We start from the raw sequence: 13,556 nt of genomic DNA on the forward strand, positions 1-13,556 counted from the left end.
ATGAGATGTCTTGCGCTTGAATTCGGGTTTACAGTGAAATCCATTGCTTTGAATGGCGCTTTTTCCAGGTGAATCATGTCGAATTCGGCAGACCCATGCGATACAGGCTCATACACGACTGACCAGGCGCGTTGGCTGGCAGTACAGAACCGGGACCCCGTGGCGGATGCATATTTCGTCTATGCCGTACGCACCACTGGGGTGTATTGCCGGCCCAGTAGTTCGGCGCGTTTGCCGCGCCGTGAGAACGTGCTGTTTTTTGATACGCCCGAAGCAGCCGAAGCGGCAGGTTTTCGCCCCAGCCGGCGAGCAAGCGCAGATCGCACTACGGCCGCCAGCCGTAGGGCAGAACTCGTTGCCCAAGCCTGTCGCCAGATAGAACTAGCGGAAACACCTCCTAAGCTGGAAGCGTTGGCCATGCAGGCTGGTGTCAGCGTTTTTCACTTTCATCGCTTGTTCAAGGCTGAAACCGGCCTCAGTCCAAAGGCTTATGCGGACGCGCTTCGTGCCAGGCGACTACGCGACGAATTGGCGGGCGCGCCAACCATCACCCAGGCCATTTACGATGCTGGATTCAATTCCAATAGCCGTTTCTACGCAGCATCCGACCATCTGTTGGGGATGCGCCCCAAAGACTATAAGTCTGGCGGAGCCAATACAGGCATACGTTTTGCCGTTGGTGAATGCTCACTTGGGGCTATCCTGGTGGCTCGTAGCCAGCGAGGCATCTGCGCGATCTGGCTGGGCGACGACCCTGACCAATTGGTACGGGATCTGCAGGACCGTTTTCCATTTGCCCAAATAAGCGGCGATGACCCTGTGTTTGAACAGTGGGTAGCGCAAGTGGTGGGATTGGTAGAAGCACCCAGCCTGGGGTTGAATTTGCCGCTTGATGTTCGTGGAACGGCATTTCAACAACGTGTTTGGCAAGCGCTGCGGGACCTCGTGCCGGGCGCTACGGTGAGCTATGCGGAAATCGCCGAGCGTATCGGCGCTCCCAAGGCTGTGCGCGCGGTGGCGCAGGCGTGTGGCGCCAATCAATTGGCCGTGGCAATTCCCTGCCACCGTGTCGTCAGACGTGATGGGGACATTTCGGGATATCGCTGGGGCGTGGCGCGCAAGCGTGAACTGTTGCATCGCGAATCGCAGACGGCTGAAATAGGCGAATGAAGCCGGCTATTTCAGTTTTTATGTTCTAGACGAAAGCAGATACACTGCCCGCCTCTTTCGCTGACAGCACACCATGACGCCTTCAGAATTTTTCGTGGGTCTAGACGGGTTGCCCACATTGCGAGATCGCCTGCCTACCCGGGTGATCGCGAGCCTGTTGTTTTCTCTGGTCGTGGTCTTGATGTTGTTAGCGTGGATGCTGTCGCTATCGCGCGGGCTGGAACGCGCCGATGCTGCGACGAAAGAGATAGGCAATCTGCGCATGATGGCAAATCAAATTGCTATCGCGCTCATCCGCCCCGATGCGGACCAACATGCCGCATTGGATCAAGCGTTGCATGTGCAAGATCAGGCTCTAATGCTCTTGGCCAGCGGGAGCCCCTCCAAACCGCTACGATTGCCGTATGTCGCACATATTCGCGAGCAACTGACCACCGTTTCCCGACTATGGACCCAACATCTCAAACCGGCTGTTGCCGAGGCTGAAAAAAACGGCGAGACGAATACTTATCTGGACAGCCTGCCGGCGTTCATGACAGAGACAGATCGGCTGGCAGGCATGATTGAAATGGACAACGACAAGAAAAGAACGCTGCTGCGTTTTTTTCAAGGCGTCATTGCAGTGATTGGCAGTGTCGGTACGGGTCTGGCTATTTATCTGTTGTACGTCTGGATCATCCAACCGATGCTGCGTTTGCGGGAAGGGTTGCATCGGTTGACGGCGGGACAGTTCAATACGCGATTACCCGTTAAAACACGTGATGAATTCGGCGTGCTGGCCCACGGGTTCAACTTGATGGCAGACAAGTTGGAGCATCTGTACCTGGAGCTGGAAAACGGCGTACGCACCAAAACCGCCGAACTCGAAAAGCGCAATCGCGAGATTGCCTCTTTGTATGTCGTGACGGCCTTTCTGAACCTGCCTAACGACATCGAGTCAATTTGCCAGGGTTTCTTGCAACGGGTAATCAGAGAGTTTGCTGCTGCCGGCGGAACGGTCCGCCTGATTGAACGGCCCAACGAGCATGCACATGTGGTTGTGTCCGAGGGTATTGCCTCAGACGGCGACGAACTTGTGTCCGACACGATCAGCGCGCATGCCGACTTGGCGGTTTATCGCACTGATGCGCGAAGTATTGCGACGTTTCACATCATCGCCCGTGACGAGAACCTGGGATCGTTTACGTTGTACTTTGACGCTGAGCGCGAGTTGCTGCCCAGTGAAACTCAATTGTTGGAGACCCTCGGTCAACATCTGGGCGTTGCCTTGGATAATCGCCGCCTGGAGGCCAAAGCCCGGCAATTGGCAGTGATTCGTGAGCGCAGTCTGATGGCGCAGGGCTTGCACGACAGTATTGCGCAGGGTCTGAATTTTCTGAAGCTGCAATTGCAATTGCTCGAAGACGCCATGCAGCGCGCAGATTACGCAGATCTGCAGCAGATCGTGCCGTTGCTACGCACTGGAGTCGATGAAAGTTATCAGGATGTGCGTGAGCTGTTGGTGAACTTTCGTACCAAGCTCGATCAGGTCGAATTGTCGGTTGCCATCGAAGATACGATCGAACGATTTAAACGGCAGACCGGCATTGTGATCGATCTGGATACGCAGTACAAACGGGGACGTCCGTTATCGCCCGAGCAACAGTTGCAAGTATTGTTCATCTTGCAAGAAGCCTTATCGAACGTTCGCAAACATGCTCAGGCGGACCACGTGCACGTGACATTACGCAATGCCTGTGATTTTGCAATGAATATTGCCGACAATGGCGTAGGCTTTCTTATGGATGATATCCATCACGGTGACGAAAATCACATTGGATTGAATATCATGCGTGAGAGAGCTGCGCGGTTGCATGCTGAGCTGGAGATCTCATCCCAACCGGGAGCAGGAACCACCGTGCGGCTGGTATTGCCGCATTCCGAACGTTCAGTGGTCTGAATCTGCGACATTATGACTATCCGTATTATCTTGATTGACGATCATGCCCTGTTTCGATCGGGCGTGCGATTGCTTTTGCAACGGCAGCCCGATTTCGATGTCGTCGCAGAGGCGGCCGATGGCATCGAGGGAGTCAAGCGCGCCAAAGCGTTTCAGCCCAACGTGATTCTGCTCGATCTGAATATGCCTGGGCTGTCGGGTTTGGAAACGCTGAAGCTATTGGTCCAGGATGTGCCAGATGCTGCCGTGCTGATACTGACCGTATCCGAAGAAGCAGACGAACTGGCGCAGGCGTTGCGGGATGGTGCGCGTGGTTTTTTAATCAAAAATATTGATGCCACCACATTGGTGGCTGCCATTCGGCAGGCAGCCGAAGGTAAATTGGTGCATACGGGCGAAGCGTCCGGTCAACCGGACAAGGGGATTTCATGGCAGTAGAAGGCGACGCAAGCGAACTGGCCAAGGTGGTCGTGCTGCTGGGCGCGGCAGTCGTGGCGGTACCGATCTTTAGGCGTTTGGGTTTAGGATCGGTCTTGGGCTATCTGGCAGCCGGCCTGGTGATCGGTCCGTTTGGCCTGGGTCTGTTTCGGGATCCCCACACGATATTGCACACGGCTGAATTAGGCGTCGTGATGTTTCTGTTCATCATCGGTCTGGAGATGCGTCCATCGCACTTGTGGGGGCTGCGCAATGAGATATTTGGTCTGGGCAGTCTGCAGGTATTGATTTGCGGCTTGCTGTTGACAGGCGTAGGGGTCGCGTTCGGGTTTCCGCTGGCCGTGGCGTTCATCAGTGCCATGGGGTTTGTCTTGACCTCTACCGCCATCGTGATGCAGTTGCTCGGTGAGCGTGGTGATATCGCAAAACCTCGTGGGCAAAAAATCGTCTCCATCCTGCTACTGGAAGATTTACTGATCGTGCCATTGCTGGCATTGGTGGCGTTTATTGCGCCGCCCGGTGCGCATCAAGAAGTCGCGACAGCCGAATCGCGCTGGATCGATATCGGGATAGGGGTTGGTTCCGTCGCGGCATTGGTCGTCGCGGGCATATGGTTGTTGAATCCGCTGTTTCGCTTGCTGGCGCGTGCCAAAGCTCGAGAGGTCATGACCGCGGCGGCATTGCTCGTGGTGCTGGGCGCTGCATTGCTGATGCAATGGGGTGGCCTATCCATGGCGATGGGGGCATTTCTCGCCGGCGTCTTGTTGTCGGAATCGACTTTCCGTCATCAACTGGAAGCGGATATCGAACCTTTCCGCGGCCTGCTGCTAGGTCTGTTTTTCCTGGGTGTGGGCATGTCGCTGGACCTCACGGTCGTGGCGCAGAATGCCCCGCTGATCGTGGCCGGGGTGCTGTCCATGATGCTGGTCAAAGCATTGTGTATTTATTGGACCGCGCGATTGGCTAAAAGCACTCGTGCAGAGGCAATAGATCGCGCCATATTGATGGCACAAGGGGGCGAATTTGCTTTTGTCTTGTTTGCCGCCGCATTGGCCAATGGTGTCATCGATCCCATCGTCAATGCCAATATGACGGCCATCGTGGTGCTGTCGATGGCGCTGACGCCGTTGGTGGTGTTGATCCACAAACGCTGGATGCCGCGTACGAATCTATCCACTGACGATCTGGAGGCGCCAGAGGACCAGATCGGGAATGCCCTGGTGATCGGGTTTGGCCGTGTGGGACAAATTGCCAGCCAACATATGTTGGCGATGGGGGCTGAAATCACCATCATCGACAATGACCCGGAAATGATACGTAGCGCCGCCACGTTCGGGTTCAAGGTGTATTACGGTGACGGCACGCGTACCGATGTATTGCATGCTGCTGGAGCAAAGAACGCGCAAGCGATCTTGATCTGCGCGGACGGCAAGGACACGGTGACACAAATGGTCGAACGCATCAAGGCCATGTGTCCGCATTCTGTGGTGTTGGCGCGTGCTTTTGATCGTGAGCACGCACTGGATCTGCATAAAGTGGATGTAGATTTTCAGGTCCGCGAAACGTTTGAGTCTGCAATGGTGTTGGGCAGGCAGGCCACGCAGGCTTTGGGCGCGACACCTGAAGCCGCAGAAGAAATTGCGGATGAAATCCGTAAACGCGATGCCGAACGTTTCCAACTGGAAGTCAACGGCGGACTATTCGCAGGGCGTGCTTTATTGCTGAATAATCAGTCCAAAGAGTCGACACATTGAATGCACTGGCGATCGTGATCCACGGTGGTTCAGCGTAACGCCAACAACGCGATGATCACGATCGCCAGCATCAGGCTCAGGCCTTTCCAGAACGCCAGCGGATTGCGTTCAAGCAAAGGGACATACGTGTTGTCGATGCTGGCATGCGGGTGTTGCAAGGCATAGACGAACTCTGACAATTCCTGATAACGCGATTGTGGGTCGGGGTGGACTGCTTTGCTGAGAACGCGATCTACCCAGGTGGGAATGGCGCGGTGCTCGTCCAGCGCGGAGTCATACCGTAAATAGCGTTGTGCCGCGCGCGTCCGGGTTTTGGCGATTTGTGTGCCGTAGGGTAGACGGCCCGTCAGCATTTGATAAGTAATCACACCCAGGGAATAAATGTCGGAAACTGTCGAGCCGGACTCTCCCACAAAGTATTCAGGCGCAGTGTATTGAGCAGTACCCAATATGTGAGGCGTATCGTTGAGCGTGGCGATTTCCGCGATACCGGCAACCTGCGTCGAACCGAAATCAATGATTCGGGCGGTGTCCTGTTCGTCGATGAGTATGTTTTCAGGACGCAGATCCTGATGCACCATTTCCTGCCGATGAAAGGCCTGCAGGCCTTTGGCGATCTGTTCAACGATGTGGATAACTTGTTCGAGCGCGGGTTCGGGGTGGTTTGCCATCCATTGCGTCAACGTGATGCCGTGCAGATATTCACAGACGGTATACAGGTGTTGACGCGGATGCGTTTGTGGCCAGGCTTTGACCACGTGGCGGCTATCGATACGCCGGGCGATCCATTCCTCCATCAGCAGCCGTTCCAGATAAACGGGATCGTGACGCAAGTCTAACGAGGGTATCTTGATGGCGACGTGGTTTTCGGTATCGAGATCTATGGCACGATAGACGTGGCTGCGGCTGCTGGCGTGTAACTCTTCAATGATGCGAAAGCCCTCGAATAGCATGCCTGCCGTCAATAGAGGCGGACAGGGCAAGGTCCTGGCCTGAGAAGCCATTTCGCTGGCATCGGCCGCGGGCAGCGCATCTATCCGTACGATTTGGACCGTCAAGTTATCCACACTGCCGCAGGCATAGGCGAGTTCTGCCAGCGCTTGGGCAGCGTTATCCAGGGCATCGGGGTGGGTCGTGATGGCGTTGATGATGTTGTCGCTGTGGATATGTTCGTAGACACCATCTGTGGCCAGGACAAACACATCCCCTATTTCGAGACGCTGTGTGTGATAGTCGATCTCCACATGGGGAGACATGCCGAGTGCACGGCTGAGATAGCTCTTGTCGTGTGCGACCCAGATTCGATGATCCTCTGTGAGTTGTTCGACGGCGCCATGGCGCAAGCGAAGAATACGAGCATCGCCGATATGAAATAGATGCGCGGTTGTGGATTTCAGTATCAGTACGCTCATCGCGCATACGTAGCCGCGATCCTGATCGTGACGATGCTGACTTTGACGCGTCTGTGCATGCAGCCAGGCGTTCGATGCGTGTAAAACGCGCTGGGCGGATTTTTTGACAGACCAGGTTTCCGGTGTGCAGTAGTAGTCTTCGATGAAACTGGAGACAGCGGTTTCGCTGGCGATATGGCTGACGTCGCTGCTGCTGATGCCATCGGCCAGAGCGACCGCAATGCCCTTGGTGTGCAGCAAGGGCCGATCCGGAATACAGAGGCTGTGGAAATCCTGGTTACCGGATTTGCGGCCACGATCCGAATATTGGCCTGTCGTCACCTGCAATTGGGTGACGGCAGGACCTGTGTTCGCGCGATCCATGGGCGGTGAGCCGGTATCTTTGACGATGACGCGATTATCGGTATTGCGATCAATCAAAACGGCGTTTGGGGGCGGTTCTCATGTGGGTGGTGTATAGCGTCAGCCCAGTCAACGAAATCCCGCCGACCAGGTTACCCAGCACCACCGGAATTTCGTTCCAGATCAGATAATCCATGACAGAGAAATTTCCACCCAGGATCAACGCTGATGGGAACAAGAACATGTTGACCACCGAGTGTTCGAAACCCATATAGAAAAACAGCATGATGGGCATCCACATGGCGATGACCTTGCCGCTGACGCTGGTAGAGATCATGGCGCCAACCACGCCCAGCGACACCATCCAGTTGCACAGGATCCCACGGATGAAAATCGTCAACATGCCGGCCGCGCCGTATTCCTTGTAGCCCAGTGTGCGGTTTTCACCGATGTGCGAGATGACTTCACCGACCTTACCGGCAGGAATGGAAAACCCATAAGTAAAAATAATGGCCATGAGGACGGCGACGGTCAGTGCGCCGATGAAGTTGCCAATGAAGACGACGCCCCAGTGTTTCAGGATGACGCCGGGAGTCACCCCGGGACGCTTTTCCAACCAAGCCAGCGGGGTGAGCATGAAGACGCCCGTCAGCAGATCGAATCCCATTAAATACAACATGCAAAAGCCCACGGGAAACATGGCAGCTCCCAGCAGGGGAGAACCGGTTTGCACATTGATCGTCACGGCGAATACCGCAGCAATGGCGAGGATGGCGCCTGCCATGCAGGCGCGGATCAAGGCGTCGCGCGTTGCCATGTAGATCTTCGATTCGCCTGCATCCACCATCTTGGTGACGAACTCTGAAGGAGCCAGATAGGACATATTGGTTTCCTGTAGCGGACAAACGGATTCTGTCGTTTAAGAAGCATGCTCGGACCGCAAAGGCCAAGGTGCTATTGCTTGGGATAGGAACAAGCCGTGATGCCAAACGGTATTCGGCGTCAGAGATCAAGCAACAAGCGTGCCAGTGCGACGGAATTCATCCCGGCTATCGAAGAACCAATGTCACAAAAGACCTTGTCTGAAGGCATTCCTCAATGTGGTGCGCAGGACCACAAATGGTGCATCACGATGCACCGATGTGAGGCGAGTTCGGGACTGCACCCAGATGAGCGAGGAGGCTTCGCATCGGCGCAGACAATTCGCGCCAGTCCCGAAAGCACGCACACAGCTGCCGGCACGCCCAGTCTTCGGCTAGCACGACGGTGCGATAGTCGTGTTTGCGACGATAGCGTTGCGCAATCGTCTGCGGAACGATGCCCATGCCGACACCATGAGCCACCATCTCGCAGAGCCCCTCAAAGGTTTTCATACGGATCCGCAGGTTCAGGGGTTTACCTGCCGCCTGGGCATATTGGTTGATGTGGTCTTGCAGTGCGTTGCCTGGAGCCAGTCCGACAAAAGATTCATGCAGAATGTCCGTCAAGCGGAGATTGCGCTGGTGTGCCAGGCGATGTCCGGCAGGCATGATCAGAACGAGGTGGTCTTTTGCGATGGGTTGCCGTTGCAGGCCGGGGGCGTCTACGGCGTCGGATACGATGCCCGCCTCGGCGAGACCGGCAGTAATGGCGGTGATGATTTCGGTGCTGGTGCGTTCTTTCAGGTCGATATGCAATCGAGGACGTGCGGCGAGCCAGGGGGCGAGCCGTGGTGGCAGGAATTCGGTGAGCGCGGCCGTGTTGGCATAGAGATGCAAGGTGCCGCGCGCGCCTGTGGAAAAGTCTTTCAGCTCGGTTTTGAGCAGATTTTGTTGGCGCAGGATCAGGCGGGCGTGATGAGCCAGCGCTTCGCCTGCTTCGGTGGTGATCACACCGCGTGAATGGCGCTGCAGCAAGGGGACCTCCGCATCGGCCTCTATGTTGCGCAGCCGTTCACTGGCAGAGGCCAGCGCCAGATTGGCGTGTGCGGCGCCTCGGGTAATGCTGCCCGCATCCACGATGCAAAGGAATAGATGAAGATCCGCCAGATCGAGCCGCATGGTGTCTCCTGCTGTCTTTTTGCCTTCGGATAATCCGAAGGCAAGTACCCGAAAACCGCATTGTGCCAAGTTGCGAGTGAGACTCCAATAGGAGCATGAATGAATCTGCGAATTTCTATTTTTGGTTCACGTTGACCTTTTTGGCGGCTGGGCTGGTCAAGGGTGTTACAGGCATGGGACTGCCTACCGTAGCGATGGGCTTGTTGGGCACCGTTATGCCGCCTGCGGCAGCCGCCGCGATATTGGTCATCCCATCATTTGTGACCAATGTCTGGCAATTATTGTCCGGTCCGGCAACGGCACGCTTGCTGCGCCGGTTGTGGCCGATGATGCTGGCGATTGTGGTGGGGACAGTGGGCGGCGCTGCGCTATTGGTGCGGGTCGACCCATTGTGGTCCGCATTCTCTCTGGGTGTGGCGTTGATCGTCTATGCGTTATACGCCCTGCTCGGCCCTGCCCTGTCTGTCTCTGTGCGGGCAGAACCCTGGTTGTCGCCCGTGATCGGCGTTGTAACGGGAGCGATTACCGGCGCGACCGGAGTGTTCGTCATGCCGGCGGTGCCCTATTTACAGGCACTTGGTTTGGATAAAGACGAATTGGTTCAGGCCCTGGGGCTGTCCTTCACCGTGTCCACCATGGCTTTGGCGGCTGGCCTGATGGTGCATGGCGCATTTCATCTGAACCAACTCGGGGTTTCCACGTTGGCGATCGTTCCGGCGCTGATAGGCATGTGGGCTGGGCAGAAAGTTCGGGCACGGATCAGTCCCAAGCGGTTTAAACAATGCTTCTTGATGTTCTTGGCGGTGCTGGGGTTCGAGTTGGCATCGCGGCCGTTCTTTTGATCGGTGACATGCGGTTTGCGCCGTGATCTGCTAAGTCTAATTTTCGACAAGGAGATTTCCATGATCTCAGTATCGTTTCTCAATCGGACTGCACGTGACAGCCGATCGCGTCGAGTCCACGCGTTGATGCAATGGTGCTTGGCGGCGAGTCTCGCCTTGTACGCCGGAACGCACGCGCAAGCGGCCGAGCATACATCCGTTACACCAGAGCAGGCCTACCAGCTCGCCCTGGAAGCTAGGAGTGTGGGGGATTACCCTGCGATGTTGATATTGCTGCGACAAGCAGGCTATGCCGGAGACCTGCCTGCCCAGGAAATGTTAGCTAGCGTGTTGTTGGCGGGACCGGTGTTGTATGGGGATTCGATTTCGGGCGGTCTGTGTGAGGCGATTCATTGGAGCCGGCGGGCCACCGAGCAAGGCAGCGCGGTGGCAAAGCATCAGGACATGATCTTGAACGGTTTACGCGATCTCCCGCTGCAGCGGGAGATTTGTTTCGCCAGGGAAAGGTAGCCGAGCCCGCGATGGAGAGCGAGATTCGATTCGACCGGCCGGAAAGGCGAATCACTTTCCAATACAAAAACTGGAAAAAATCTCACCTAACAAATCATCGCTGGTAAACCGTCCCGTAATACTGCTCAGGCTGTCATGCGCCAGGCGCAACTCCTCGGCGAACAAATCCAATACGCGGTCATCCTGGGCCGCGTGTTCGGTGGCAGTGGTCAAGTGTTCGGCCGCGTCCTGTAATGCGCGTACGTGGCGTTCTCGGGCCAACCAGGGGGATTCTGCGCCGGGGTTCCAGCCGGCCAAGGCCAGCAGCTTGTCGCGTAGCGCGTCCAGCCCTACCCCTTCGCGGGCAGAGATACCTAACTGCTGAGGGCCCGCCACGAAAGGCGTATCGAGCAGGTCCACCTTGTTGAATACCGTCAACAAGGGTGTGCGTGCCGGCAGGCGGGCGACGATTTGCGCGTCGAGTTCGTCGGCCGGTTGGGTTGCATCCTGCAAATGCAGGATGACGTCGGCGCGTTCGATTTCTTTCCAGGTGCGGGCGATGCCGATGCTCTCGACGGTGTCGTCGGTCTCGCGCAGGCCGGCCGTATCGACGATGTGCAGGGGCACGCCATCGATATGGATTTCCTGCACGACCTTGTCGCGGGTGGTGCCGGCGATCGGCGTGACGATGGCGATGTCGTCGCCGGCCAACGCGTTGAGCAGGCTGGACTTGCCCACATTGGGCTTGCCCGCCAGTACGACGTGCAGCCCTTCGCGCAGGATGACGCCTTGGCGCGCCTGCGCGATCAATGTGGCGAGGTCTGCCGCCAGCGCCTCCAGCGTGGGACGTGCCTGGTATTTCTCTAGAAAATCGATTTCCTCTTCGGGGAAATCCAGTGTGGCTTCGACCAGCATGCGCAGGTGAATGATCCGATCCGATAGTGCATTGACCTGCGCCGAGAATTCCCCTGACAGCGAGGCCATGGCGCCGCGCGCCGCGGCTACTGATGAGGCATCAATCAAATCGGCAACAGCCTCGGCCTGGGCCAGATCCATGCGATCGTTCAGAAAGGCGCGGCGAGTGAATTCGCCAGGCTCGGCCAAACGCACGCCCATGTCCGCGCCCGCCTGCAGGCAGCGATCGAGGATGCGCCGCAATACGGCCGGCCCGCCGTGGCCTTGCAGCTCCAGTACGTCCTCGCCCGTATAAGACTGGGGAGCGCGGAAATAGATAGCAATGCCTTCGTCCAGGTGTTCGCCGGTTTCTGCGGTGAAGGGCAAATAATGGGCGTGACGCGGTGTGAGTTCGCGGTTGAACAGGCGGCGTGCCAGGGCCGATAAATCGGGGCCGGAAACCCGGACAACGCCAATGCCGCCGCGGCCTGGCGCGGTGGCGATGGCAGCGATGGGGACCTGTGTGGATAAGGACATGGGGGGATTCATTCAAGACGGCAATAAGGGAATATAACTGTTGCGCACGCGCCTGTTTGCTGGTTAATGTGCCCTAGGCAGTCCAACCTACAGCACAGGCTAGGGAGAGCACGATGGCGTCACATTGGTTACGTTTATTGGCGGGCGGGACATTGACGGCTGTAATGGCACTGGGGGCGATGAGTTCCGCTGTTGCGCGCGATCTGGTGGTGGCACTCAAGACCGAGCCCAGCTCGATGGATCCGCAATACCATGCGTTGACGCCCAATACGCAGATCTCTCAAACGCTGTTCGATCCTCTGGTGCGCTCGGATTCCAAGCTGCAGCCGATCCCTGCTTTGGCAGAGTCCTGGACGGTAGACGGGAACGTCTGGACCTTCAAGCTGCGCCCGAACGTCAAGTTCTCGGACGGCTCGCCGTTTACGGCCGACGATGTCGTGTTTAGCTATGATCGCATCCCAAAGGTTCCGAATAGTCCGTCGCCGTTTACTTTGTATTTGGGCTCGGTGGCCAAGACCGAAGCGGTGGATCCGCTGACGCTGCGCATCACGACGAAGTCACCTGCGCCAAATCTGCTGATCAACTTGGCGCAGTTGCCGATTCTGTCCAAGACGGCGGCATCCGGACCCGCTCCCGAAGGTAAAACCACGACAGAACTCAACGGCGGCAACGGGCTGGCGGGGACGGGCCCTTATAAATTCGTGTCGTGGAAGCGTGGTGCTGAGCTGGTCTTCGCCCGCAATGAAAATTACTGGGGCCCTGCGCCTGCATGGGATCGGGTGATCTATCGCCCGATGTCCAACGCGGCGGGCCGGGTGGCGGCGTTGTTGGCCGGGGATGTGGACTTGATCGAAGATCCTCCAACGGATGATCTGGCCAATCTGAAAAAGAACAAGAAGCTGTACATCGAAGAAACGCCATCGGTGCGCGTGATGTATGTGGCGATGGATCAATTCGCCGAACCTACGCCGGGCATCCCGGGCCTGCAGAAAAATCCGCTGAAAGACAAGCGTGTGCGCGAGGCGCTGTCGCTGGCCATCAATCGCGATGCCATCGTCGATCGCGTGATGGGCGGTGTGGCCAAGGCCGCGGGCAATATGCTGCCCTATCCCATGTTCGGTTCGTCTAAAGAGCATGCCGAGGCGCCGAAGGCGGATGTAGAGAAAGCCAAGGCCCTGTTGAAAGAGGCCGGTTATCCCGATGGGTTTGCGATCACCTTGGGTGCGCCGTCGGGCCGCTACGTGAATGACTCCAAGGTCGCGCAGGCCGTGGCGTCCATGTGGTCGCGCATTGGCGTCAAAACCAACGTCGAAGCCTTGGCGCCCTCGGTGTTTTTCAAGAAGCGCGACAGCTATGAATTCAGCGCCTATCTGGCGGGCTGGTCGGTAACCAGTGGCGAGATGTTGAACCCCTTGGCCTCGTTGCTGATGACGCGTAATCCCGATGCGGGCGAGGGTACGACCAACCGCGGGCGTTACTCGAACCCGGAGATGGATAAGTTGGCGCGTGAGGCCGCCGGGACGATGGATGACGCCAAGCGTTCGGCATTACTGCAACAGGCCAGCAATATGGCGATGGATGACTATGCCCTGCTGCCCTTGCACTTTGAGCTGTCCGTATGGGCGATGAAGGACGATGTCCGTTACCAGGGCCGGCCGGATCAGACTACCTTGGTGCAATACGCGACCGTAAAGAAGTAA

General features: G+C 57.0%; 10 protein-coding genes and 1 pseudogene. 7 read left to right on the forward strand and 4 right to left on the reverse strand.

Translation table 11 applies throughout. The features are described 5' to 3' along the window. Positions 1 to 75: 75 nt before the first annotated feature. The 4 genes and pseudogenes from ada to ACYVI2_RS14945 all read left to right on the forward strand — a co-directional run bounded on the left by ada (position 76) and on the right by ACYVI2_RS14945 (position 5,301). Positions 76 to 1,170 carry a bifunctional DNA-binding transcriptional regulator/O6-methylguanine-DNA methyltransferase Ada gene (gene ada, locus ACYVI2_RS14930; protein WP_415819883.1) on the forward strand — a complete coding sequence of 365 codons (1,095 nt, stop codon included), beginning with the start codon at positions 76 to 78 and terminating at the stop codon, positions 1,168 to 1,170. A gap of 73 nt (positions 1,171 to 1,243) precedes the next feature. Further along, entirely contained in the window at positions 1,244 to 3,109 is a 1,866-nt protein-coding gene (locus tag ACYVI2_RS14935) for a HAMP domain-containing protein (protein WP_415819884.1), read from the forward strand. A gap of 12 nt (positions 3,110 to 3,121) precedes the next feature. Next, a pseudogene (locus tag ACYVI2_RS14940) lies at positions 3,122 to 3,496 on the forward strand (response regulator); the annotation flags it as partial. 41 nt (positions 3,497 to 3,537) lie between these two features. Then, positions 3,538 to 5,301, forward strand: coding sequence for a monovalent cation:proton antiporter-2 (CPA2) family protein (locus tag ACYVI2_RS14945; protein ID WP_415819885.1), 1,764 nt, complete (start codon positions 3,538 to 3,540; stop codon positions 5,299 to 5,301). A 29-nt stretch (positions 5,302 to 5,330) separates the two neighbouring features. Here ACYVI2_RS14945 and ACYVI2_RS14950 read toward each other — a convergent pair whose 3' ends face one another. The 3 genes from ACYVI2_RS14950 to ACYVI2_RS14960 all read right to left on the reverse strand — a co-directional run bounded on the left by ACYVI2_RS14950 (position 5,331) and on the right by ACYVI2_RS14960 (position 9,094). Then, positions 5,331 to 7,076, reverse strand: coding sequence for a protein kinase domain-containing protein (locus ACYVI2_RS14950; RefSeq protein WP_415819886.1), 1,746 nt, complete (start codon positions 7,074 to 7,076; stop codon positions 5,331 to 5,333). Positions 7,077 to 7,125: 49 nt separating this feature from the next. After that, on the reverse strand, positions 7,126 to 7,938 hold the full coding sequence (locus tag ACYVI2_RS14955) for a formate/nitrite transporter family protein (RefSeq protein ID WP_415819887.1): 813 nt from the start codon (positions 7,936 to 7,938) through the stop codon (positions 7,126 to 7,128). A gap of 244 nt (positions 7,939 to 8,182) precedes the next feature. After that, a complete protein-coding gene (locus ACYVI2_RS14960; protein WP_415819888.1) occupies positions 8,183 to 9,094 on the reverse strand; it encodes a LysR family transcriptional regulator in 912 nt (303 codons plus the stop codon). 95 nt (positions 9,095 to 9,189) lie between these two features. Between ACYVI2_RS14960 and ACYVI2_RS14965 the strand changes: the two genes are divergently transcribed. Together ACYVI2_RS14965 and ACYVI2_RS14970 are read left to right on the forward strand one after the other, a co-directional pair. Beyond that, positions 9,190 to 9,936, forward strand: a complete 747-nt coding sequence (locus ACYVI2_RS14965) for a sulfite exporter TauE/SafE family protein (protein WP_415819889.1) — start codon at positions 9,190 to 9,192, stop codon at positions 9,934 to 9,936. A gap of 60 nt (positions 9,937 to 9,996) precedes the next feature. Beyond that, complete coding sequence (locus ACYVI2_RS14970; RefSeq protein ID WP_415819890.1) at positions 9,997 to 10,446, forward strand: sel1 repeat family protein; 450 nt, start codon at positions 9,997 to 9,999, stop codon at positions 10,444 to 10,446. Positions 10,447 to 10,497: 51 nt separating this feature from the next. Here the strand turns inward: ACYVI2_RS14970 and mnmE are convergent, their stop codons facing one another. Then, positions 10,498 to 11,856, reverse strand: a complete 1,359-nt coding sequence (gene mnmE, locus ACYVI2_RS14975; protein ID WP_415819891.1) for a tRNA uridine-5-carboxymethylaminomethyl(34) synthesis GTPase MnmE — start codon at positions 11,854 to 11,856, stop codon at positions 10,498 to 10,500. A 113-nt stretch (positions 11,857 to 11,969) separates the two neighbouring features. Between mnmE and ACYVI2_RS14980 the strand changes: the two genes are divergently transcribed. Continuing rightward, complete coding sequence (locus ACYVI2_RS14980; protein ID WP_415819892.1) at positions 11,970 to 13,556, forward strand: ABC transporter substrate-binding protein; 1,587 nt, start codon at positions 11,970 to 11,972, stop codon at positions 13,554 to 13,556.

The organism is Bordetella tumbae, from assembly GCF_054780995.1.